Origin of the sequence: Gordonia marina (genome assembly GCF_052036135.1) — a bacterium.
Taxonomy (GTDB): Bacteria; Actinomycetota; Actinomycetes; order Mycobacteriales; family Mycobacteriaceae; genus Gordonia.
This window is the reverse complement of the sequence record NZ_JBPSDN010000042.1, coordinates 1-21,575: the sequence shown is the minus strand read 5'-3', so window position 1 is coordinate 21,575 and position 21,575 is coordinate 1. Positions and strand designations below refer to the sequence as shown.

Annotated in this window: 22 protein-coding genes; 11 read left to right on the top strand and 11 right to left on the bottom strand. The window is 70.9% G+C overall.

Features of this window, described 5'->3' with window-relative positions; all coding sequences use genetic code 11:
• Positions 1-68: 68 nt before the first annotated feature.
• Positions 69-533: a hypothetical protein gene (locus tag ACSEEN_RS18930; RefSeq protein ID WP_440714029.1), complete on the top strand. Its 465-nt coding sequence runs from the start codon at positions 69-71 to the stop codon at positions 531-533.
• Positions 530-823, top strand: coding sequence for a winged helix-turn-helix domain-containing protein (locus ACSEEN_RS18925; RefSeq protein WP_247866977.1), 294 nt, complete (start codon positions 530-532; stop codon positions 821-823). Before ACSEEN_RS18930 ends, ACSEEN_RS18925 begins: the two co-directional genes overlap by 4 nt.
• Positions 824-853: 30 nt before the next feature.
• Here the strand turns inward: ACSEEN_RS18925 and ACSEEN_RS18920 are convergent, their stop codons facing one another.
• Both ACSEEN_RS18920 and ACSEEN_RS18915 read right to left on the bottom strand, forming a co-directional pair.
• Positions 854-1,270, bottom strand: a complete 417-nt coding sequence (locus ACSEEN_RS18920) for an MmcQ/YjbR family DNA-binding protein (protein WP_440714028.1) — start codon at positions 1,268-1,270, stop codon at positions 854-856.
• On the bottom strand, positions 1,267-2,100 hold the full coding sequence (locus tag ACSEEN_RS18915) for a DUF1295 domain-containing protein (protein ID WP_440714027.1): 834 nt from the start codon (positions 2,098-2,100) through the stop codon (positions 1,267-1,269). The genes ACSEEN_RS18920 and ACSEEN_RS18915 overlap by 4 nt, the downstream gene beginning before the upstream one ends.
• Positions 2,101-2,274: 174 nt before the next feature.
• Between ACSEEN_RS18915 and ACSEEN_RS18910 the strand changes: the two genes are divergently transcribed.
• Entirely contained in the window at positions 2,275-4,218 is a 1,944-nt protein-coding gene (locus ACSEEN_RS18910; protein WP_440714026.1) for an SDR family oxidoreductase, read from the top strand.
• 3 nt (positions 4,219-4,221) lie between these two features.
• Complete coding sequence (locus ACSEEN_RS18905; protein WP_440714025.1) at positions 4,222-5,343, top strand: alanine racemase; 1,122 nt, start codon at positions 4,222-4,224, stop codon at positions 5,341-5,343.
• A gap of 10 nt (positions 5,344-5,353) precedes the next feature.
• On the opposite strand, the gene ACSEEN_RS18900 is transcribed toward ACSEEN_RS18905, so the two are convergent.
• The 3 genes from ACSEEN_RS18900 to imuA' are packed head-to-tail and all read right to left on the bottom strand — an operon-like array spanning position 5,354 to position 9,009.
• Positions 5,354-6,640: a hypothetical protein gene (locus tag ACSEEN_RS18900; protein WP_440714024.1), complete on the bottom strand. Its 1,287-nt coding sequence runs from the start codon at positions 6,638-6,640 to the stop codon at positions 5,354-5,356.
• A 45-nt stretch (positions 6,641-6,685) separates the two neighbouring features.
• On the bottom strand, positions 6,686-8,287 hold the full coding sequence (locus ACSEEN_RS18895; RefSeq protein ID WP_440714023.1) for a DNA polymerase Y family protein: 1,602 nt from the start codon (positions 8,285-8,287) through the stop codon (positions 6,686-6,688).
• Complete coding sequence (gene imuA', locus ACSEEN_RS18890) at positions 8,269-9,009, bottom strand: DnaE2-dependent mutagenesis accessory factor ImuA' (protein ID WP_440714022.1); 741 nt, start codon at positions 9,007-9,009, stop codon at positions 8,269-8,271. The genes ACSEEN_RS18895 and imuA' overlap by 19 nt, the downstream gene beginning before the upstream one ends.
• 118 nt (positions 9,010-9,127) lie before the next feature.
• Between imuA' and ACSEEN_RS18885 the strand changes: the two genes are divergently transcribed.
• A complete protein-coding gene (locus ACSEEN_RS18885) occupies positions 9,128-9,682 on the top strand; it encodes a hypothetical protein (RefSeq protein WP_440714021.1) in 555 nt (184 codons plus the stop codon).
• A gap of 11 nt (positions 9,683-9,693) precedes the next feature.
• On the top strand, positions 9,694-10,449 hold the full coding sequence (locus ACSEEN_RS18880) for a hypothetical protein (protein ID WP_440714020.1): 756 nt from the start codon (positions 9,694-9,696) through the stop codon (positions 10,447-10,449).
• 147 nt (positions 10,450-10,596) lie between these two features.
• On the opposite strand, the gene ACSEEN_RS18875 is transcribed toward ACSEEN_RS18880, so the two are convergent.
• Positions 10,597-11,253: a LuxR C-terminal-related transcriptional regulator gene (locus ACSEEN_RS18875; RefSeq protein ID WP_247866961.1), complete on the bottom strand. Its 657-nt coding sequence runs from the start codon at positions 11,251-11,253 to the stop codon at positions 10,597-10,599.
• Complete coding sequence (locus tag ACSEEN_RS18870) at positions 11,250-12,548, bottom strand: PspC domain-containing protein (RefSeq protein WP_440714019.1); 1,299 nt, start codon at positions 12,546-12,548, stop codon at positions 11,250-11,252. The genes ACSEEN_RS18875 and ACSEEN_RS18870 overlap by 4 nt, the downstream gene beginning before the upstream one ends.
• A gap of 97 nt (positions 12,549-12,645) precedes the next feature.
• Here ACSEEN_RS18870 and ACSEEN_RS18865 point away from each other — a divergent pair, with 97 nt between their 5' ends.
• On the top strand, positions 12,646-13,884 hold the full coding sequence (locus tag ACSEEN_RS18865) for a PspC domain-containing protein (RefSeq protein ID WP_440714018.1): 1,239 nt from the start codon (positions 12,646-12,648) through the stop codon (positions 13,882-13,884).
• Positions 13,881-14,087, top strand: coding sequence for a hypothetical protein (locus ACSEEN_RS18860; RefSeq protein ID WP_298440910.1), 207 nt, complete (start codon positions 13,881-13,883; stop codon positions 14,085-14,087). Before ACSEEN_RS18865 ends, ACSEEN_RS18860 begins: the two co-directional genes overlap by 4 nt.
• Before the next feature lie 95 nt (positions 14,088-14,182).
• Here the strand turns inward: ACSEEN_RS18860 and ACSEEN_RS18855 are convergent, their stop codons facing one another.
• Positions 14,183-14,872, bottom strand: coding sequence for an LpqN/LpqT family lipoprotein (locus ACSEEN_RS18855; RefSeq protein ID WP_440714017.1), 690 nt, complete (start codon positions 14,870-14,872; stop codon positions 14,183-14,185).
• Positions 14,873-15,128: 256 nt separating this feature from the next.
• Between ACSEEN_RS18855 and ACSEEN_RS18850 the strand changes: the two genes are divergently transcribed.
• A complete protein-coding gene (locus tag ACSEEN_RS18850) occupies positions 15,129-15,473 on the top strand; it encodes a hypothetical protein (protein WP_440714016.1) in 345 nt (114 codons plus the stop codon).
• A gap of 228 nt (positions 15,474-15,701) precedes the next feature.
• Here the strand turns inward: ACSEEN_RS18850 and ACSEEN_RS18845 are convergent, their stop codons facing one another.
• On the bottom strand, positions 15,702-16,043 hold the full coding sequence (locus ACSEEN_RS18845; protein ID WP_440714015.1) for a hypothetical protein: 342 nt from the start codon (positions 16,041-16,043) through the stop codon (positions 15,702-15,704).
• 152 nt (positions 16,044-16,195) lie between these two features.
• On the opposite strand from ACSEEN_RS18845, the gene ACSEEN_RS18840 reads away from it, so the two are divergent.
• Both ACSEEN_RS18840 and ACSEEN_RS18835 read left to right on the top strand, forming a co-directional pair.
• Entirely contained in the window at positions 16,196-17,662 is a 1,467-nt protein-coding gene (locus ACSEEN_RS18840) for a hypothetical protein (RefSeq protein WP_247866952.1), read from the top strand.
• Between the two features lie 28 nt (positions 17,663-17,690).
• The gene (locus tag ACSEEN_RS18835; RefSeq protein ID WP_440714014.1) at positions 17,691-19,406 is read left to right on the top strand and encodes a LysM peptidoglycan-binding domain-containing protein; all 1,716 of its coding nucleotides are present in this window, start codon (positions 17,691-17,693) and stop codon (positions 19,404-19,406) included.
• Positions 19,407-19,413: 7 nt separating this feature from the next.
• Here ACSEEN_RS18835 and guaA read toward each other — a convergent pair whose 3' ends face one another.
• Both guaA and ACSEEN_RS18825 read right to left on the bottom strand, forming a co-directional pair.
• On the bottom strand, positions 19,414-21,000 hold the full coding sequence (gene guaA / locus ACSEEN_RS18830; protein WP_371308352.1) for a glutamine-hydrolyzing GMP synthase: 1,587 nt from the start codon (positions 20,998-21,000) through the stop codon (positions 19,414-19,416).
• A gap of 31 nt (positions 21,001-21,031) precedes the next feature.
• A complete protein-coding gene (locus tag ACSEEN_RS18825) occupies positions 21,032-21,352 on the bottom strand; it encodes a putative quinol monooxygenase (RefSeq protein WP_371308351.1) in 321 nt (106 codons plus the stop codon).
• Positions 21,353-21,575 lie beyond the last annotated feature (223 nt).

Sequence of the window (21,575 nt, the reverse complement as noted above, 5' to 3'; positions counted from 1 at the left end):
TTGACTTTCCTCCCAGGAAAGAGAATACTTACTTTCCAAGTAGGAAAGTCAATGAGGAAGTGGTCCAGATGAACGACACCACCCACGAGGGCGCACGATCGGCCCTCGACTCGATCGACAGCGCCCAGCACGCGATGGCCGGTGAGATCGGACTGCCGCGCTGGTACTGGTGGATGATGGCCGCCGGCTGGATCGTCCTGGGCGTTCTCGGCGATCTGACGCCCGGCTGGGTCGCGATCGTCGCGACCGTGCTCTTCGGCGCGGGCAACGCCACCCTGGCCGGACGCCTCTACGACGGCACCCGCGGCACCGCCGGCGTGCGGTTGAACCGGTCCCAGGTCAGCCGCCGGCTCCCCTGGCTGATCATCGGCATCCTGGTGGTGCTGGTGCTGCCGACCATCGGCGTCGCACTCGGACTGGACGCCGACGGCGCCGGGCACCCGGGCCTCCTCGCGTCGGTGTTCGTCGCCGCGATCGTCGGTTTCGGCGGCCCGGAGATCCTCCAGCGCCTGCGCCGGCTGGTCCACGCATGAGCGGATTCGACGAACTCATCCACCCCAGCACGCGGCTGTCGCTGGTGGCGACGCTGGCCGCCGCCGACTGGGCGGAGTTCGCCTTCCTCAAGGAGAAGCTGAACCTCTCCGACTCGGCCCTCTCCAAGCAGCTGACCACGCTGGAGAAGGCCGGGTACGTGGCCACCGAACGCCGGCTCACCGGCCGTCGCCACACCCTCCGCGCACGACTGACCCCGGTCGGCCGGGCCGCGTTCGACGGCCACGTCGCCGCCTTGCGCGCCATCGTCGACGGCGCGGGGGCGTCGTAGGCCGTTACGATGGCGCCGGCCCGCCGGATGTCACAGCAGTCCGTGCTCCGCGAGCCACTGCTCGCCCCGGCGCTTCGACGCCTGGGCGAGCCAGGCGTCGGAGACCAGCTCGGCCAGTTCATCCCGACTGATCTCGTGCAGGCGTGACGCCCGGAGCAGCACCGACGGGTGGCCGTCGAAGTGCGGCGTGGTGAAGTACGGCGAGGTGTCGTCGCGCACCAGCGCGTCCTTCTCCTCCGGCGACCCGACCCAGAAGACGATCACGTCGTCGTACTTCTCCCCGGTCGCCGGATCCCGCGCGTCCGGGCGCGGGGTGCGGAAGAAGACGAAGGACTTGCCGCCGACCTGGTAGACCGCGTTGCCGGACTTGCCGTGGACGACGGTGACGTGCGGCATCGCGGCGGCGAGATCGTGGACGTCGCCGACGGCCGCCGGCCGCGGACTCATCGGTCCGCGGGCTTTCGCGGCGGCAGCGGAACCAGCATCGACACGCGCCGGCGGTAGTCCGCGTAGGCGGGGTACCTACCCGCCGAGATCGACTCGGTGAACCATGTCGAGCCGAGGAACAGCAGCGTGAGCAGTACCGCGCCGATGATCGTCCAGTTCAGCGCCCCGCCCCAGAAGCCGAGGCCGGCGGCCACCCCCGCGACGCCGGCGAAGAAGTAGAAGACCCACCACTGCGCCTGCTCGAAGAAGAAGTTCGGGTGGCGGCTGTAGGCGAACAGCCCGGTCGTCACGAAGCCCGGTTCGAGCGTGCCGCCCGCTCGCCGCTTGGCCTGCTGAAAGTTCCACTGCTGCTGGTCGGCGACCGACTCGCCGCACAGACACAGCAGGAACAGCGCCGCGCACACGACATCGGCCGCGGTGAACCCGGCCGGATGCGCCCACACGAAGTAGGCCGGCAATGTGATCAGTACCAGCAGCGCGTTCTGATAGAACGCGATGAACGTCGCGTTGAAGAGCTGGAACTGCCCGGGCGTCATCGCGCCGCGCAGCACCGCCCACCGGTAGTCCTCCATGCCGGTGTAGCCGCCCTTGCGGGCGAAGTTGAACGTGAGTCGAGCGCCCCACAGGGTCGCCAGCACCGCCATGACGATCAACCGCCCGGAGTCGCGGCCGTCGAGGATCGCCGAGATCGCGAAAATCCACACGTAGACCACCGGCACGACCGACCACAGCCGGTCGACCCACGACGTCTCGTTCGTGACCAGGGACGTCACCCAGCAGAACAGCGCGGCGGCCGCCCCGAGCACGACGACCAGAAGAAGCGGGTCCACCCAGTCATCGTAGAACCGCGATGACGCCCCCGGCATGCAGAACACCGGCCGTCTCCGCGTCGCGAAGGGAAGATCGCCGCCCGTGGCGCTGAGACGGCCGATGTTCTGCGGGGACGCGGCCGACGCGCCACGCCGACGGCACCTCCGGCCGCGCGAATGTGAGAACCTGTTGCAGTGACGCATTACTTCGTGACCGGCGGCAGCGGCTTCATCGGCCGCCGCGTCCTGGCACGGCTCCTCGCCGACGACGACGCGCAGGTGACCGTGCTGATCCGCCGCGGATCACTACCGCGTTTCGCGACCGCCCTGGAGCAGATTCCCGGCGGCGAGCGGGTCGTGACCGCCGTCGGCGACCTCGCCGAGGAGAACCTGGGCCTCGCCCACGACGACCCGCTGTCGCTCGCCGCACCGGACCGGCGTATCGACCACGTCATCCACCTCGGCGCGATCTACGACCTGACCGCCGACGACGACGCCCTGCGCGCGGTGAACGTCGACGGCACCGCGCGGGTGGCCGAGTTCGCGGTCCGCCACGGCGCCATGCTGCATCACGTCTCCACCGTCTCCGTCGGCGGCGACCACGACGGTGACTTCACCGAGAACGACTTCGACCTCGGTCAGGACTTCCCCACCGCCTACCACCGCACCAAGTTCGAGGCCGAACGCGCGGTGCGGGAGACCCCGGACCTGCGCTGGCGGGTCTACCGCCCGACCGGGGTGGTCGGCGACTCCGTCACCGGCGAGATGGACCGGGTCGACGGCCCCTACTTCTTCTTCGAGCACATCTCCGCGCTCGGGCAGCTGCCGTCGTTCGTGCCGATCCCGATCTGGAACCTGGGCGAGGCCAACCTGGTCCCGGTCGATTACGTCGCCGACGCGCTCGTCGCCCTCCTCGGCTACCACCCCGGCGAATCGGGCCTGGTGTTCCACCTCGCCGACCCCCGATGCCGGACCATCACCGACGTGCTCAACGCCTTGGCCCCGGCGGTCGGGGCGCCGCGCGTGTTCTCCGCCGTCCCGCCCGCACTGGCCCGCCCGGTACTGGCCGCGACCGGCTACGCGCCACTGCGGCCCGGGCGCGACCTGGTGGTCGGGCAGCTCGGCATCCCGCCGGTCCTTCTCGACATGGTCGCCCTCCCGATGCACGTCCGATCGGAGACGACCGCGGAGGTGCTCGACGGCCTCGGCGTGGTCCTCCCCGACCTCGACGACTACGCCCCGCGCCTGTGGGAGTACTGGGCGGAGCACCTGGATCCGTCGCGGCATCGCCGGGACGACGAGCGGGGCCCGCTGGTCGGCAAGAAGATCGTGATCACCGGCGGCTCGTCGGGCATCGGGAAGGCGACGGCCCGCATGTGCATCACACGCGGCGCCGACGTGATCCTGGTGGCACGCGACGCCGAGCGGCTCACCGAGGTGGCCGACGAACTGAACGCCGAGGTCCCCAAGCCCGGTCTGCCGCTCGGAACGGCGAGCGCCTACCCGGCCGACATCACCGATGAGGCGACCGTGCGGACCCTGGTGAAGTCGATCATCGCCGAGCACGACCACATCGACATCCTGGTGAACAACGCCGGCCGGTCGATCCGCCGTGCCACGGTCAACGCCCTCGACCGCGCCCACGACTACCAGCGCACCATGGCCGTCAACTACTTCGGCGCGGTCTACATGACGCTGTCGGTGCTGCCGCACATGATCTCCCGGCAGTCCGGGCACATCGTGAACGTCTCGTCCGCGGAGATGCTGCGCCGCGCCCCGCGTTTCGGGGCGTACGCGGCGTCGAACGCGGCCCTGGAGGCCTTCGCCGACTCGACCAGCGCCGAGACACTGTCCGACCACGTCACCTTCACCAACGTGCGGCTGCCGCTCACCCGGACCCGGATGATCACGCCGACCAGCGCCTACGACGCCCGCCGCGGGATCTGGGGCGTGGACAAGTCCGCGAACCGGGTCCTCAAAGCGATCGTCACCCGGCCCAAGCGCGTCAACTCGTTCCTCGGCGGCCTCGCCGACTTCGGGCACTGGGCCGCGCCGCGCCTGACCACCCGGATCATGCACCAGGAGTATCTGCTGCAAGAGGAGTCCCCCGCCGCGCTCGGCGAGGTCCGCGGAGTCTGAACCGTGCCGCCCGACACGCCATATCTGCTGGTCGACGACGCGGTGCTGCGCCGCAACGTCGAGCAACTGGCCGAGTGGGCCGCCGGGCTCGGGCTTGCGGTGCGCCCGCACGCCAAGACCCACAAGTGCGCGCAGGTGGCCCGTCGCCAGGTCGACTGCGGTGCGAGCGGTCTCACCGTCGCGACCATCGGTGAAGCGGAGGCGTTCGCCGACGCGGGGTACACCGATCTGTTCATCGCGTACCCGCTGTGGCTGTCCGGCGACAAGGCCGCCCGGCTCCGGGCCCTCGCCGGCCGGGCCGCCGTGCGGGTCGGAGTGGACTCGCCGGAAGGGGCACGGCGCCTGGCCGCGGGACTCGGCGGAGCCCACGTCCGGGTTCTCGTCGAGGTCGATTCGGGCATGCATCGCACCGGGGCACCGCCCGCCGACGCCGGCGCGGTCGCGGCCGTCGCCCGCGATGCGGGGCTCGACGTGGTCGGCGTCTTCACCTTCCCCGGGCACGGGTACGGACCCGGCCCGGCCCGCGCCGACGCCGCAGGCCAGGAGATCCGCGCACTCGCCGACGCGGCGGAATCGTTGCGCCGTCACGGGATCGAACCGGCCGTGGTCAGCGGCGGGTCGACGCCCACGGTCGCGCTCCTGCGGCAGAGTTCGGCCGCCGCGGGTGTCCTCACCGAGATCCGGCCCGGCGTCTACCCGTTCAACGACGCCCAGCAGATCGAACTCGGTTCGTGCGCATTCGGCGACGTCGCCCTCGCCGCGGTCGCCACCGTGGTCCGTGCCGAGCAACCTTCGCCCCTTGAGCCCTTCGACTCCGCTCAGGAACCACCCCGCCGAAAGGTAGTGCTCGATGCGGGCAGCAAGGTGCTGGGCGCGGACCGGCCGGCGTGGACCACCGGGTTCGGGCGTCTTCTCGATCACCCCGAGGCGCGGATCGTCTCGCTGTCCGAGCACCACGCCGTCGTCGAGTTTCCGGCCGGCACGACCTGTCCCGGGCTGGGAGACCACGTGCGGGTGGTGCCGAATCACGTCTGTTCCGCGGTGAATCTCGCCGACGAACTGGTGGCCGAGACCGCGCACGGCACCGAGGTCTGGCCGGTCATCGCCCGCGGCGCCAATCGCTGATCGGCCGCGGTCACCGCGGCAGCGGCCGGTCCCTGCCGTAGATGTGCACGGCGCCGGGCCCGCCGGCGAAGCACTCATCGAATCGGGCGATCGCGGTCATCTCGATCACCGTCACATCGACATCCGGAGCGGGCGCGAACCGTGCGTCGTGCGATCCCGTCCCGCGCTGATCGGCGCCTCGCGGGCCGGTCTCGATCCGCGCCAGCTGGGTGTGAGCGCCGTAGCCCGGCCACGCCGGATCCCGGTAGTCGGCGTGCACGCAGGGCACTCCGCCGTCGTCGCCGAGCGCGTACTGACCGTCGCAGTTGAAGGCCCATCCACCCGACCGGGCGGCCACCGCGGGCGGATGCAGCTGCATGCCGCAGGACGGGATGAGATGCAGATCCAGGCCGTCGCCGCGGGACGGCCAGGGGCTGCGGTCGACACCTTTGCGCAGCCTCCGGTCGGCGTGGTCGAGGCAGATCTCCACACCCACGGTGAGCGCCTCGCCGCCGGGGCCGCCGCCGATCCGGAACAGCGAGTAGGGGTCGCGCGGGGTGGTCTTGAGATCGCCGCCGGAGGTGTCGAGGATCGGATAGGCGGCCATCTGCTCGGTGATCACCGGGCGGCCGGTCACGTCCCACAGCAGCAGGTCCTCGTTGGAGTCGAAGTACTTCTCGGTGGTGACCGCCCGGGCCCCGAGCGGCCCGGTGACGCCGTCGAAGGCGCCGGGACCGAGCACGAACGACCGGTTCCGCACCTGGACCTGCGGGTAGGAGTGGCAGTTCTTGATGAAGTTCACCAGCGTGTCGAGCACCACCTGCGCCAGCGGCCCGTCGGCGGTCCGCCATGCCTCGCCCAGAGACCGGACCACATCGTTGCGGACGGTGCACGACGCCGAGCTCAGGACGGCGTCCAGGTCGGCGATCCGGGCGCTGATCGCGGTGCCGAGCACCAAGAGGAAGTCCGGGTACTCCTCGGCCGGGAAGAGCCGTTCCAGTTCGGCGAGGATCAGATCCGCCGGGTCGGGCTCATCGGGCGCGTGCACGTAGGGCCCCATCGGGCCGTGCCAGTAGAACTCCGGCGCGACGAAGACGTTGAGCACCCCGGGTTCGGCGCCGGCCAGCGTCTCCCGCGCCGCATCGACGGCCGCCTTGAGCGCGTGCGCGCGGACGGCGATGTCGTCGGCGAGATCGGCCGCGGCCCGGTATGTCCCGGCGACGGCCCCGCGGCCGTTGGGGTCGCCCACCGGGACGATGTCCGCGGGGGTCGTGGGCACCGCGTATCCGACGAAGCGCACCTTCTCATAGCCCGCCATGGCCGTCCCCTCCCGTTGCGCGATGATGCCGAACTCTACCGGGCCTCACTCGTACACCCCCTCCACCTTCCAGCGGGCCCCGCGGTAGCAGAGCAGCAGCGCGCGCGACGGCCGCGAGTCCGCCGGGGGCTCCAGCAGCACCTGCGCGCGGGCCATCACCGCGTCGGGTTCGGCCGGCGAGTCGACACCGAACGGCCAGGGGCCCGCCCACCAGCAGACCCGGTGCGGTGCGGCCGCCATCCGGAGTTCGACTGGCTCGGCGCTGAACGCACCGCGGCCGGTCACCGCGACCGGCTCACCCGCGGCGTCGAACAGCTCCACCTCGCCGGTGGTGAGCAGCGCCGGCAGCGGCCGGGCCAGCGCATCCGGCCAGGCCGCCTCGACCGGACGCTCGGGGACCCGGTCGTCGCCGTAGGCCACCAGCGACACCCGCTCGGCCGGTCCGCGGCCCCCACTGAGCACCGGGACCCGGACGGCCTCGCCGCCCAGCAGCCCCTGCACCCGGACCAGGGAGCGTCGCGCCTTCTCCCCCAGCCCGTTCGCCGCCTCACCGGGCAGTCCCGCGCCGGTCAGCGCGTACTGCAGCATCCCCGGATTCACCAGTTCCACCGGCTCCAAGCGCAGCCGCACCAGCGGTGAGTCGGGCGCCTCGAGCGAACCCCGGGTACGGGTCAGCCAGCCCTCCAGCTGCCACCGGATCCGGTCGGCGGTCGACTCCGGGGTCAGCGGCTCGGCGCACCGCCAGGTCCGCGAGTGCTCCTGGCCGAGTTCGGTCACCGCGTGCACCGTCAGCCGGGTGCACGCCAGCGCCGCCGACGACAGCCTCCCGTGCAGTTCCTCCGCCAAGCGGCGCCCGAGGAAGGCGACCGCGTCGATCCGGTCGACCGGCGGATCGCACTCGTAGGTCACCTCGATCTCCGGTGGTATCGGGGCGCGGGCGGGTCGGCGGCCGGGCCGGGCCGCCGCGAGCCGATGCGCCACCACCCCGTCCGGCGAGAACCGCGAGGCCACGTCGACCGTCTCCAGTTTCGCGAACGCCCCCAGCGTGCGGAGCCCCAAGCGCCACAGCAGATTCACCAGATCGTCGCGGCCCGGCGCGGAGAGCGACGGCTCGATCACCAGGTCGGCGATCGGCCGCGGCGCGAGGAACTCGGCATCGCCGCCGGGCGGGACGGCGCACCCGGCCCGGGCGGCCAGCACCGCGGTGAACAGCTGATCGGCGACGCCCACCTGCGCGGCGATCCCGAGGCTTTCGACGGCCTCGGCCACCGCCTCGCCCAGCCCGGTCTCGCCACCGAAATAGCGGGCGGCCCGGTCGGCCGCCACCGCCAGCAGCCCGGGGCGCAGCACCTCGGTCATCGGCACGACGGCGGTGACCGCGGCGGCCACCGGATCGAAGAGCCGCCCATCGCGATGCGGATCGGACGGCGTCACCAGCAGTTCCGGGCACGCGGCCTGGGCCTGGCGTTTCCGCATGCCGCGGCGCACCCCGGCGCGTCGTGCCGCCCGCGTGCACGCGACCACCTTCCCCGCCGCCAGCGTCGCCACCGGCTCGGTCACCGCCACGTCGAGGAACTGCGCCGCCGCGGCGGCCGGCCAGTCCGGACACCACAACACCAGCACCCGGCTCAATTCGCCACCTGCCATCGGCTCTCGCGCTCGGCCACCGAGACCAGCCGCAGCGCACCTTCTTCCCCGATACCCGGCATGACGAGCTCACAGCGCACCCCGCGCGGCACGATTCCGGTGCCGGCCACCTCGATGTCCACCTGCAGTCCGCCGATCCGGCCGTAACCGTTGCGGCGCAACGGCAGGTGCCGATAGCCGGCCACCTGCGCCGCCATCCGCACCGCCGCACCGGGCCACGCGCCGGGATCGCCGACCGCCACCAGCGTCGCCGCTTGGCGTCGTGCCCGGCCGGCCAGCACCCGGGCCCGCGCCGGCATCACCCGGGGCGTGCCGACCAGCACCAGGTCGAGCCCGTCGAGCAGCACCCCGGCCACCTCCAGGGCATCGACCCCCGGTTCCCCGACCACCGCGATGCGGTCCAGATCGGCCCCGAGATCGGCCGCCATCGCCAGATTCAGCCGCGGCAGTCCGACGAGCGCCGCGGTGGCCCCCGAGGAGGTGGCCGCGGCCAGCAGGGCCACCGGCAGGGTCATCGCCCCGCTCACCTCGACCGTCGTCCCCGGCGCCAGTCCGCGCCGCGGAAGCAGCTCCGCGACGGGCGCGGGCACCGGCAGCACGGCGGCGGCGAGCCCACCCGGCGACAACTGCGCGAGCGTGCGTCGCAGCGCCGCCACGGTGGCGGGCCTGCCTAAACTGGGCTCGGCGATCCCGCCCGGCCGCGGGTTCTGGTGATCGGACATGCGCTTCCCCTCGCTTGGACGACCATTCGCTTCGCGGCAGGGAAGATACCGTTCATCGAACTGATGTTCTAAAGATAGCGACGGGGTCCGACAACCGTCAACGAGGAGACCGATCGGCATGCAGCAACGGGTATACGCACTGGTCATCGCGGTGCTGGCGATCGTCGCCATCGTGCTCACCGCGCTGCCCTGGGCCAGCACCGATCGGATCGGCGTCCCGATGAACTGGAACGGTTTCGGCTCCGTCGACTACCACTCCCCACAGGACGATCTCGCGGCCCGGCCGCTCGGCGACTTCGTGGTCCTGGTCGCCGTCATCGCTCTCCTCACCGCCGTCGCGATGGTCGTGCCCGCCCTGCGCGCTCTCGCGACCGCGCTGCGCTGGGTGGCCGCGCTGTTCTCACTGTGGGCCGCCGCGATCCCGATCATGGTCCTCGTCAACCCGCGGATCTTCCTGGAACCGGCCTTCACGGCACTCGGGGTGGGCGACATGCTCGGCGGGCACTACACGAGCATGATTCGCGACATGGTCCTGAAACGTCCGACGCTGATCTCACTGACCGTGGTGCTGGTGCTGATGGCCGCGCTTCTGGTGGCCGCCGCGGTCAGTGCGCTCCGCCACCGCGCTCCAGCACTGACGCCGGCACCGGCCACCCCCGCCGGCGCCGAGTAGATTCGGGAAGCATGCAGCCGTCCCAGCGCCGCCTCTACGCGTCCGCGATCGGTCTGATGGCCGTACTGACCATCGGCACCGTCTTCGTCCCCTGGGTATCGCTCTACACGCTCGGCACCCCGGTCGGCTGGGACGGGATCGGGCGGACCCACGACGCCGCCTACGCCGCACTGCACGTCGGCCCCCGGCCGTACGGCTGGTATGTGATCGCCGCGGGCGCCGTCGGCCTCCTGGCCGCGCTCACCCTGTTCGTCTCCCGCCCGCGAGTGACCGTCTGGGCGCTCTGGATCGCGGCGCTCGCCGCACTCGCCGCGACCGCGGTCCCGATCATCGCGCTGGCCGATCCGGCCTGGCTGATCGGCGGTTTCATCCACCAGATCACCCTGCACCCGCTGCCCGGGAAGATGGGCCGGGAATTCCTCAACGTGCCGGTGCTCGGATTCGTCATCGGCGCGCTGGTGCTGCTCGCGATCCTCTGCATCGGCACGGCCCTGGCTCTCCGTCCGCTCCGCTGGCGGATCCGGGTCAGTATCGATCGCACGCCCGCCGCCCGAGCCGGTGCGGACGCGGACGGCGGGGACGCGGACGGTGCAGACGCGGACGAAGCCGCGACGGACGACGACGTCGAACCCGCGACCACCGGGACCGAGACCACCGAGGACGAAGACACCGAAGACAAGGCCGGCGACGACGAGGACGAGATCACCGAACCCGAGCCCGCCGACCCGCTGGCCATGATCATCATCGACAAGACCGGCGGCAGCTAAGCGGGGCTTCGACTCGGTCTCGCCTAACGGCTCGACCGGTGGTTCCTGAGCGAAGTCGAAGGGCTCAGCCGGCGGATAGAACCACACGACCAGACAGCCGGCGGATGGAGCCGTTCGACCCGTGGGTCCTGCGCGGAGCCGGCGGACTCAACCGATCTGCCGGTTCACCGCCCAGCGAGTGAGGGCGTTGCGATTGGACTGCTGCGTCTTGCGCAGCACGTTCGACGCGTGGGTCTCCACCGTCTTGACCGAGATGAACAGTTCTTCCGCGATCTCCCGGTAGGTGTAGCCGCGGGCGAGCAGCCGCAGCACCTCCATCTCGCGCTTGGTCAGCGAGTCCAGCTCCGGGTCGAGCGCCGGTTCACCCGCCGGCGACCGGCCGGTGAAGGAATCCAGAACGAAGCCGGCCAGGCGCGGACTGAAGACGGCGTCGCCCTCGGCGACGCGTCGTACCGCATCGGCCAGTTCGGGTCCGCTGATCGTCTTGGTCACGTACCCGCGGGCCCCGGCCCGGATGGTGGCGATCACGTCGGCGGCGGCGTCGGACACCGAGAGCGCGAGGAAGACCGGGGCGTCGGAGCCGAGCGCATCGGTCACCCCGCGCAGCACCGCCACCCCGCCCCCGGCCGGCATGTGCACGTCGAGCAGCACCACATCGGGGCGCACCCGCGTGATCCCGGCGACCGCCTCGGCGACGGTGCCTGCGTCGCCGACCACGTCGAGCCCGTCCTCGCTGGCCAGTTCGGCGCGGACCCCGGAGCGGAAGACCGCGTGGTCGTCGACCAGAAACACCCGATACGTCATGAATCCTCCTGTGAATCGTCCCCGCCGCCGGTCGAACCCTCCCCGCCGGCCGAACCCTCCCCGCCGGCCGAGCCTGTCGAGGCCCGCGGCAGCGTCAGCGTGACATTGGTACCGCGGCCGGGCGTCGACCGCACCTGGGCGCAGCCGCCCGCGCGCTCCATGCGCGCGTTGATCGACCGGGCGATGCCCTGCCGGTCGTCGTCGACCGCATCCGGCTCGAAGCCGCAGCCGCGGTCGCGGACGAACACCTCGATGCGATCGCCGCGCACCTCGGCGTACACGTCCACCTGCTGCGCCCCGGAATGTTTGGCGGCGTTCACCAGCGCCTCGCGCGTCGCGGCGATCAACGACGACGCCGAGCGCGCCCACGTCTCGTCGCGCAACTCCTCGGGTGTGGTGTCGCCGACGGTCACCGCCTCGATCTCCGTCCCGTACGACTCCTCGATCTCGGCGGCCAGCGCCGCGATCGCCGCCGCGAACGACTCGCGGCGCTGCGCCGGATCGCCGAACAGCCAGGTGCGCAGCTCGCGTTCCTGCCGGCGGGCCAGTCGTGCGACGGTGTCCGGGTCGCCCGACTGCTTCTGGATCAGCGCGAGGGTCTGCAGCACGGAGTCGTGCAGGTGCGACGCGATCTCCTCGCGTTCGGCGGTCCGGATCCGTTCGGCGCGCTCGGCGTCGAGCGCCCGGATCAGCCGCATCCAGAGCGGCACGGTCAGCAGGATCACGCCGACCAGGGTGGCCAGCACGGCGAGCACCGTCGAATTCATGCCGCCGAGCACCGAGCCGCTGGCGACCACCATCACCACCAGGCCGCCGATCACCAGCAGCGCACCGGCGCCGACCCGCAGCCAGGTGACCACCGTGCGCCGTCCGCCGACGCCGGTGACGTCGACCTCACGCCAGACCAGTCCGGCTCCGCCGAGCACGAAGACCACCGCGACCAGCTGCTGAGCGGGGGCGTTGGCCGCCACCAGCATGCTCACCACCAGCGCCACCGCGCCGAGCGCGACCAGCCCGTAGGCCTGTCGCCGTTCGGCCGGGCCGGGCCGGGCGGTGTCGTCGCCCGGCGGGCAGAAGAACCAGAGCGCGGCGTACGCGAAGGCGCCCGCGCCGGCGAGAGCGGCCAGCACGACGAAGACCACGCGCACGCGGAAGACGTCGACGCCCAGATGGTCGGCGAGGCCGCCGGACACCCCGGCGATCACCTTGCCGCCGTTGCGCCGGTACAGCTTGGGCGCGTCCCGTCCGGCGGGCTCGCGCGCGGTCGTCGTCGTCATCACCTTCGATACTGGCATGTCGCCGCACCACCGGACGCCCGGCGGGCAGAGTTCAGGGACCATCTCAGGGTCCTTCCCGATACTGCGCGGGCGGAGCCGCCGCGAGGATGGAGTCATGAACCCCACGACCCTCTCCGACTTCTGGGCGACGCGCCCGCTGCGCCGCCGGTCCGGCCGCAAGGTGGCCGGTGTGTGCGCGGGATTCGGCGCCCGGTACCAGGTCGATCCGACGCTGGTGCGCGTCGCCTTCGTCGTCGCCACCGTCTTCGGCGGCGCCGGTGTGCTGATCTATCTCATCGCCTGCGTGGTACTGCCGTCCGAGCACTCCCGCGGCGCCTCGGCGCGGGAGCGCCGCGACACGTCGTTCCGGTTCGGTTCGCTGATCCCGCTGGGCATCCTCGCGATCGTGCTGATGGCGACGTTCGGCGGCGACCGCACGTGGAGCGGCGGAGGTCTTCTCGGCACGCTGCTGCTGGGCGTGGGATGGTGGCTGCTCTACCAGCGCACCCCGATACCGCCGGAGGGCACCAGCGCCGCCACGATCGACCCCGCACCGCCCGCCGCGGCGGGCGGGTCGTACTCGTGGCGTGCCGCCGACGCCTCCCCCTCCGACGACGACACCGCGAAGACCGGCGCACCGTCCTCCGCGGACCCGAACGACACCGGCGACGGCACCGTCCCGCCCGCCTGGGATCCGCTCGGCGCCGCCCCCTTCGCGTGGGATCTGCCCGAACCGACCCCGGCCACCGCGCCCGTGTCGCCGCGCGGCCCGCGCTCGCCGATGACCCCGATCACCATGGGCCTGGCCGTCCTGGTCGCCGTCGGCGGCGCCGCCGCCCAGCTGGCCGGTGCGCACTGGTTCACCGTCGGCCGGATCGCCTCGCTGTCGCTGATGGTGATCGGGCTGGGGCTGGTCGTGGCCGGGTTCCTGCGCCGACCGGAGGGCAGGCACGCGTCCGGCCTGATCCCGCTCGGCTTCCTGGCGGCCGGTATCGTCGTCGTCTCGACCCTGGTGAGCGCATCCGGCTGGTCGGCCCCGCGCGGCGGCGTCGGCGACCGCAACTGGTCGGTCAGCGACCAGTCGGAGCTGCGCGACGACTACCAGCTGACCGTCGGTTCCACCACGCTCGACCTGCGTCACCTCGACCGGATCGATCACGATAAGACGGTGACCGTAAAGCAGGGCGTCGGTGAGATCAAGGTGCTGCTGCCCGAGAACGTCCGCGTGCGGGCGCAGTGCGATGTCGGCGTCGGCGACGTCCACTGTCCGCCCGGCGTGACCGGCGGCGGCGACGGCCCCGTCCTGACCATCGACGCCCACGTGGGCATGGGAAACGTGGAGATGAAGCGATGAACGACGAGAACCCCGGCACCCTCGAACCGCGCCGTGCCCCGATCCTCGTGATGGCCGGAGTCCTGGCGATCGCCGTCGCGGCCTGGGGCCTCACCGGCGGCCCCGACCTGCCCGACCTGAACCTGCTGCCGTGGGTCCTGATCGGGGTGGGCACGCTGGCCGGAGTGGTGCTGATCGCCAGCGGATTCCGCAGGCGCCCCTGACGTCGTGGCCGGCCGCCTCTCCTTCGGCCGGCCGCGGCCTTTCCGTCCGCCGACCGGCTGAACTCCCCCCGCCCGCCGACCGAGCTCCGTCGAGGTCAGATGGTGATCTCGGTGCCGCGATCGATCTCGTCGGTGACGGTCATCAGGATCTCCGACTCGGCCTCCGCGCTGGTCGCGTTGAGCTGCAACACGTAGACGTGGTCGCGCCCGGGGATCACCACGGTTTGCTGCGCGATCACCGCGGGCATTCCCTCGCGGTTGTATTTCCCGGCGATCTTCAGCGCCGGGAAGCCGTCCAGTTCGTCGCGCGTCGGCGGACCGAACGGCGAGAACTCGGGCAGGTTCTCCAGTTCCCCGCGCGCCAGGCTGAGGACCTTGTCCTGGTCCACGCCGGGCGGCAGCGCCGACAGGATCGCGACGACGTTGGGAACGTAGCGCGCGGTCTTCACCTCGGGACCGCGGTAGACGATCGCGCCGACCGAATAGTCCGGCGTCTCGTCGCCCGCATCGGCCCAGCCGTCGGGCGTCGGGATGGACAGTTCGGGGGCGCCGTCGACGCCCGGCTCCGCCTTCTGATCGGTCACGCCCAGTTCGGCGAGGTAATCGGCGATGGTCTGGTGCGTCGTCTGGCCGACGTCATCCACCTGGGTCGTGGTCGCCGGGGTCGACGACGAGGTGGTGCGCTTGGCCGGTGACGTCCCCACGTGGACGTCGCACGCCGTCAGGCCGATGGCCAGCGTCGTCGTCGCGGTGATGACGGCCGCCGCCCGGAACATTGCTCGCATGGCTTCTCCTCCGTATGCCGCCCGGACACCCCGCCCGAGCTGGTGAGGAGAAGGTATGGCCGCCCGTTTGGAGCCCGGTTGGAAGTCTCTTGAACCTCGCAAACCCGGTGCGACCGGCCCCGTCCCCGGCTACCCCAGGTACGAAGCGGACGGCCGCACCGACTCGGGTAGCGGGCTACCTACGACCGCGCCGCCGCCGGAGCGGACGATCGAATTCTCCAAGAGATTCACAAGTCTTCCCACGGAGGATCCGGTCATGAGCATCGCTTACGCACACGAGGGACGTGTTCTCCGATTCGGGTCGCGCCGGCGCGCGAAGGCGCCCACCGTGGCGCCCGACCTGCGCCTCGACCTGGATCCGCCGGTGGCGCACCTGCGCTGGGACACCCACGGGCTCATCGGCTGCACGCTCCACTGGTCGGAGTCCGCCGCCGTCATCGACCTCGACGACGACGAGACCTGCCTGCCGATCTACAACACCGATCACCCGGCGCAGCACTGGTGGATCACCGGCCCCGACGGCGTCCGCAGCCCCGCGGTCTACTGCTACGGACCGCGCTGCACGGTCACCGACCTGCGGACGCGGTTCAGCCAGTTGTAGACCGCCGCCTCACACGCGCACAGACCGAAGTCCTCGGCTTCGAGGCTCCGGGTCCTGAGCCGACGAGGCGGAGCCGGCGACGACACGGCGTCGAAGGGCGCCCCATGCGCCTCGTCACACCTCAGCCGGCGGACACACGACCTCCGGCACCAAACCCTTCTCGAAGAGCACCTGGCCGCCTGACCACCACCCGGCAACCTGGCCATGGGTGCATGAGCGTCACACCGCTCAGCCGGCCTCGGTGAAGTCGTCACCGACCGGGAACGACACGCGGAACTCGTCGCCCACGTCACCGACGGCATCGGTGAGGGCGGTGGTGACGACGACGTGATCGTCGTACACGTGCCGGATGCGGACCGTGCGGCCCCCGACCACGAATCGGCCGGTCAGGAAACGCAGGCCGAGGTCGTCGAGGGCCTCCTCGGCCTCGGCCCAATCGTCGACCGCCGGGAGCGCGCGGCCGAGCCGGTCGTACGGGGCGATCCGGGGTGCGGCCGCGTCGAGGTCGATCCAGCCGATCACCTCGCCGTCGGGACGGCGGTGCGGAATCCAGTTCTCGGGGACGCTCATTCCCGCCGAGCCTACCGGGTACCCGCCACTCGGAACAGGTAGCCGGCCGGCGCCGAAACGGGTAGTCGAGCCTCCTTATGGACCGCACCGGATCGGCCGGACGATGGTCCCCACAACCCCACCTCATCCCCATGGAAGATCAGGAGTCCGTCATGGCTTTCCCACTCAACGATCTCGGTAGCGCACTGACCGGCCAGATCTACCAGTCCATCCTCGGCGGCGGCGACGGAAAGGTCGCCCCCGACCCGAATACCTTCTTCACCTGGTGCATGCCCGGTCTGCCGTTCTCCGAGAGCGATCTGGACTTCTGCGGCGCGGGCATCTTCTCGGCGAAGGATGCGGAGACGCAGAACGAGCGGCTGATGCACGCGTACCAGCTGTCGGCGCTGCTCGACTTCGTACCCGATGTCGGCGCCGCCTACACCAGCGACAAGCAGCAGGGCATGTACAAGCCGGACGCCGAGAAGCATCTCAGCGAGATGTATCACCAGATCCTGAAGTTCTCGAAGGTCGTCGACTATCCACTCACCCCCGAACAGCAGGCGAAGCTCGACAAGTTCCGCGGATTGCTGTGGGAGAAGAAGACCGTCAAGGACCTCATCACCGACGAGGAGAAGGAGACGGTCGAACCGTCCGCCGTGATGCGCGCCTACACCAGCGCGCTCGGCAAGTACAACGACGCGGTCATCGAGTACAACACCAAACGCGTCGCCGCCGCCGGCGCGACCGGCCCCGAAGGCAAGGCCGCGTCCGCCGATTGGGCGCTCAACCAGCAGAACTACTACTTGAAGGTCAAGGCTGCGGCCGACGAGTGGACCAGCGCCGGGTACCGCAACGAAGTGGACCAGATGAATGCGTACATCAGTCAGACCACCGAACGCAGCATGATCATGTGGAAGCAGTCCCTGCTCGAGCGGTTCCAGCTGGCGCTGATCTCGACTCCCGAGGTCGCGATCCCCTTCCCGTACACCACGCTGGTACCCGGCAACATCGCCACCTCCGGCGGCTGGACCAGGATCGGGATCTCCCACAAGACCGACAACTGGAGCAAGGAGTCCGAGGCGACCAGTTGGAAGGCCGGCGGCGGCGTCAACTTCGGCCTGTTCAGGTTCGACGCGAAAGGCGGGCGCGATTCGTCGAGCTACCAGGAGAACCACCAGGTCAGCGAGTTCTCCATGACGTTCGAGATGGCGCAGGCCGTGATCGTCCGGGCCGGTTTCTACCCGGAGTTCTTCGCGAACCGGGGATGGATGCTGCGCAAGGGCGAAGGCTGGACGTTCGACGATCTGCCCTCCGACGGCCAGCAGCCGCCGCACGGCTCGTTCGTCGGCTACGCCACCCAGGCCGTGTTCGTCCGCAACGTCGAGATCAAGTCTCGCGACTTCGTCTCCGCCTACCGCGACACGAAGTCGAAGGTGACCGCGGGCGGCGGCGTGGGCTGGGGCCCGTGGTGCCTCAACGCCGACTACAGCCACGAATCCCACAAGGAGAACTTCACCTCGACCGAGGACGGGGAGACCCTGAACGTCGACGGGATGCAGATCATCGGTTTCGTCAATCACCTCCTCGGCAAGGCCCCGAATCCACTGGAGGACATCCCCGAAGAGCAGTTCGCGTAACCACGCACTCCGTCCGGAAGGAGGAATCATGGCTGGAATCGATGCTCAGGTCGTTCTCGGTCTCGCGGGCAAACTCGGGCAGGTGTTCGCCGACGACGGCACCTACCAGGCCTATCCCCTGTCACCGATCGGTCTGCGGGCCGAGCACCTGCGCAGCCTCGTCACCGATCCGCTCGGCGCGGGCATCGGCCCGCACGCCGAGTTCTCGACGCTGGTGAACAGCATCCCCGCCGGACCCGTCTGGAACAGCACAGAGCAGGGATCGCTGTGGGACGTCTACGGCGACGTCCTCACCCGGGCGGAGCTGATCGAAGACGGCTGGGACCCGAGTGAGAAGGCGAAGTACGACGCCGCGTTCGGCCTCCTTTACGAGAACAGCGAGGACGGGATCCCCCGGCCCACCGCGACAGCCCTCGAATACGAGCGGTACCGCGACCGCTATCTCGCCGCCACCACCGAGTACAACAACCGGCGCGGCGAGGCCGAACTCAGCGACGACGCCGACGTCAAAGACCGCTGGGCGCGGGACGAGCCGACGCTGCGGGCGGAGATCGAGGCCGCCGGCGCGGCCTGGTCCGGGGCGGGACGGCGCGCGGCCGTCGACCAGGCGCGTCAGACGATCCGGGACATCGGATCCACGCTGCCCGCCGCGGTGTGGGCCGGCGCGCGCACGCTGTTCGACCCGGCGATTCCGGAGATCTTCTTCCGGACGACGACGGAGGGCCTCCGGTACCTGCCGACCGGCTACATCCCGTCCGACGCGGTGGACACCGCGTGGGCCCGGATGACGGTCACCGCCGACGAACTCTGCCGACTCGCGGCGAGCGCACCCGAGGCACTGCGCTCCCGGCTGGGCGGGTCCACGACGACACCGGTGAAGCTGGTGACCTTCGAGTACTCGTACCTCACCGTCAACCGGCCGTGGTTCACACCGCAGCTCTTCGCGTCGACGTCCTGGCGTTTCCCGGCCGGCGTCGAGCGATTGTCCGACGGCGGGTCGCCGCCGACCGGACGCTGTACCGCCTACGTCACCGGCCTGGTGCTCGCCCGCAACATCACGGTGCAGCAGGGACCGGCGCCGTCGGGCGAATCCGCGGAAGAGCCGGAGATGGGCTTTCTGCCCTCGGCCAGATGGACCCGGCTGCTTCGCGCCGACCGCCCCACGCTGGTCTCGCGAATCCCGATCGCGGCCGTCACGTCACTGGTGAACGCCGAGCCCGCGGCCCCGCCGGCCGACACCGCGCCGGTGACGACCGACGCACGAATCCTCGAGCGCTTCCCCAACGCGCGACTCACCCACGTCAGCCGGGCGCAGCTCGAGATGTCGGTCCCGGCGATGCGGCCGGACACCGGGATGCAGCGGCCCGAGCCGCAGCCCGTCGATCCCGGCATCACCACGACCGGCACCGGCCCCGACGAACTGTTCATCATCGCGTTCCAGTGCCGGGTGGTACCGAAAGCCCCGAACCCGGGCGGGACGCCCGCCGACACCGCTACCCCGGTCGCCGTCGTCGCCACTCCGGTACCTCCGGCGGTCACCGGCTGTCCACCGGCCGGGCACGACGGCGCCGAGTCGTCCGCGGAACACACCTATGTCGTCCGCGGCGGCGACACGCTCTCCCGTATCGCAAAGGCCCAGTACGGCGCCGCCGACCAGTGGCGGAAGATCTATCAGGCGAACACCGCGGTGATCGGACCGGACCCGGACCGTATCCAGGTCGGCCAGGTGCTGGTGATCCCGTAGCGGGATCTCACTCCCACTCGATGGTGCCCGGGGGCTTGCTCGTCACATCGAGGACCACGCGGTTGACGTCGGGCACCTCGTTGGTGATCCGGGTGGAGATGATCTCCAGGACCTCGTACGGCACCCGCGTCCAGTCGGCGGTCATCGCGTCCTCGGACGAGACCGGGCGCAGCACGATCGGATGCCCGTAGGTACGGCCGTCGCCCTGGACGCCGACGCTGCGGACGTCGGCCAGCAGCACGACGGGGCACTGCCAGATCTGGCCGTCGAGCCCGGCCGAGGTCAGCTCCTCGCGGGCGATCAGATCGGCCTTGCGGAGCAGTTCCAGACGGTCCTTGGTGACCTCGCCGACGATGCGGATCGCCAGGCCGGGGCCCGGGAACGGCTGCCGGTTGACGATCTCCTCGGGCAGGCCGAGTTCGCGGCCGACGGCGCGGACCTCGTCCTTGAACAGCAGCCGCAGCGGCTCGACCAGCGCGAATTCCAGGTCCTCGGGCAGGCCGCCGACGTTGTGGTGGCTCTTGATGTTGGCCGTGCCGGAGCCGCCGCCGGATTCGACGACGTCCGGGTACAGGGTGCCCTGGACCAGGAAGTCGACCTTCTTGCCCGCGGCGGCCTGATCGCCGAGGACGTCGGACACGGCGCCCTCGAACGACCGGATGAACTCGCGGCCGATGATCTTGCGCTTGGTCTCCGGGTCGGACACCCCGGCGAGGTGTCCGAGGAAGGTGTCCTCGGCGTCGACGGTGACCAGTCGTGCCCCGGTGGCGGCGACGAAGTCGGTCTGCACCTGCTCACGCTCCCCCGCCCGCAACAGACCGTGGTCGACGAAAACACAGGTCAGCCGGTCACCGATGGCGCGCTGGACCAGCGCGGCGGCCACCGCGGAGTCGACGCCGCCGGACAGGCCGCAGATCGCCAGACCCTCGTCGCCCACCTCGGCGCGGACGTCGGCGATCAGCGACTCGGCGATGTTCGCGGCGGTCCACGTCGGCGTCAGCCCGGCCACCTCGTAGAGGAAGCGCGTCAGAACCTCCTGGCCATGCGGGGTGTGCAGCACCTCCGGGTGGTACTGGACGCCGGCCATGCGCCGGTCGAGGCACTCGAAGGCGGCGACCGGCGCTCCCGGCGTCGACGCGGTGACGGTGAAGCCCTCCGGGGCCGCCTGCACGGCATCGTTGTGGCTCATCCACACCGGCTGCGACTGCGGCAGCCCGTGGAACAGCGCGCTGTCGGCGGCGGCGACGTCGAGCATGGTCCGGCCGAACTCGCGACCGCCGGTGTTGGCGACGGTGCCGCCCAGCGCGGCGGTCATCTTCTGGAAGCCGTAGCAGATGCCGAAGACCGGAATGCCCTGGTCGAAGAGCTGCGGATCGATGGTCGGGGCGCCCTCGGCGTACACCGACGCCGGGCCGCCGGACAGGATGATCGCGGCCGGGTCCTTGGCGCGGAACTCCGACAGCGGCGCGTCGTGCGCGATCACCTCGGAGTAGATGCGGGCCTCGCGCACCCGTCGCGCGATGAGCTGCGCGTACTGGGCACCGAAGTCGACGACGAGGACAGGACGCGGGTGGTCAGCCGAGGTTTCCGTCACGGCGTTCAGTGTATCGGCGCGGCGACGACGGTCAGTCGACGGCCATCTCCCCGAGCAGATCCCACTCGTCCCGGTCCATCTGGACGTTCCGGACGCTCGGGGTCTTCTGGAGCAGCGGCGGCAGCTCACGCTGCGCCGTCCGGAAATGCTCGCTGGTCACGTGGGCTTCGGCGGCGTCGTCCGCGAAGGCCTCCACCAGGACGTATTCGTTCGGGTCGTCGACGCTGCGCGACCAGTCGAACCAGAGGTTCCCCGGCTCGGCGCGCGTCGCCTCGGTGAACGGCCGCGACCGGGCGATCCAGTCGTCGGCGTACTCGGGCTTGACGGTGAATTTCGCGACAATGAAGATCATGGTCCCAGCCTGCCATCAAAAGCCTGACATCGAACACGGGCTGCACGCGACGCTAGGTGTACTTCCCCGACACGTTGTGAACATCTGAGGTGAAGCGAAGACCTCCGGGCAGGATGTGGGCTACCACACTCACTCCAAGCCACGGAGGTCTTCGTGATCCACGCTAACGCACCATTGACTCCGGAGGGACGCCGACGCTTGGCGGTGCTGGTCGTCGAGGACG

Coding starts and splice junctions, on each gene's coding strand:
- ACSEEN_RS18930 (WP_440714029.1), top strand. CDS start 69: ATGAACGACACCACCCACGAGGGCGCACGATCGGCCCTCGACTCGATC.
- ACSEEN_RS18925 (WP_247866977.1), top strand. CDS start 530: ATGAGCGGATTCGACGAACTCATCCACCCCAGCACGCGGCTGTCGCTG.
- ACSEEN_RS18920 (WP_440714028.1), bottom strand. CDS start 1,270: ATGAGTCCGCGGCCGGCGGCCGTCGGCGACGTCCACGATCTCGCCGCC.
- ACSEEN_RS18900 (WP_440714024.1), bottom strand. CDS start 6,640: ATGGCGGGCTATGAGAAGGTGCGCTTCGTCGGATACGCGGTGCCCACG.
- ACSEEN_RS18895 (WP_440714023.1), bottom strand. CDS start 8,287: ATGGCAGGTGGCGAATTGAGCCGGGTGCTGGTGTTGTGGTGTCCGGAC.
- imuA' (WP_440714022.1), bottom strand. CDS start 9,009: ATGTCCGATCACCAGAACCCGCGGCCGGGCGGGATCGCCGAGCCCAGT.
- ACSEEN_RS18885 (WP_440714021.1), top strand. CDS start 9,128: ATGCAGCAACGGGTATACGCACTGGTCATCGCGGTGCTGGCGATCGTC.
- ACSEEN_RS18880 (WP_440714020.1), top strand. CDS start 9,694: ATGCAGCCGTCCCAGCGCCGCCTCTACGCGTCCGCGATCGGTCTGATG.
- ACSEEN_RS18875 (WP_247866961.1), bottom strand. CDS start 11,253: ATGACGTATCGGGTGTTTCTGGTCGACGACCACGCGGTCTTCCGCTCC.
- ACSEEN_RS18870 (WP_440714019.1), bottom strand. CDS start 12,548: ATGCCAGTATCGAAGGTGATGACGACGACGACCGCGCGCGAGCCCGCC.
- ACSEEN_RS18865 (WP_440714018.1), top strand. CDS start 12,646: ATGAACCCCACGACCCTCTCCGACTTCTGGGCGACGCGCCCGCTGCGC.
- ACSEEN_RS18860 (WP_298440910.1), top strand. CDS start 13,881: ATGAACGACGAGAACCCCGGCACCCTCGAACCGCGCCGTGCCCCGATC.
- ACSEEN_RS18855 (WP_440714017.1), bottom strand. CDS start 14,872: ATGCGAGCAATGTTCCGGGCGGCGGCCGTCATCACCGCGACGACGACG.
- ACSEEN_RS18850 (WP_440714016.1), top strand. CDS start 15,129: ATGAGCATCGCTTACGCACACGAGGGACGTGTTCTCCGATTCGGGTCG.
- ACSEEN_RS18845 (WP_440714015.1), bottom strand. CDS start 16,043: ATGAGCGTCCCCGAGAACTGGATTCCGCACCGCCGTCCCGACGGCGAG.
- ACSEEN_RS18840 (WP_247866952.1), top strand. CDS start 16,196: ATGGCTTTCCCACTCAACGATCTCGGTAGCGCACTGACCGGCCAGATC.
- ACSEEN_RS18835 (WP_440714014.1), top strand. CDS start 17,691: ATGGCTGGAATCGATGCTCAGGTCGTTCTCGGTCTCGCGGGCAAACTC.
- ACSEEN_RS18825 (WP_371308351.1), bottom strand. CDS start 21,352: ATGATCTTCATTGTCGCGAAATTCACCGTCAAGCCCGAGTACGCCGAC.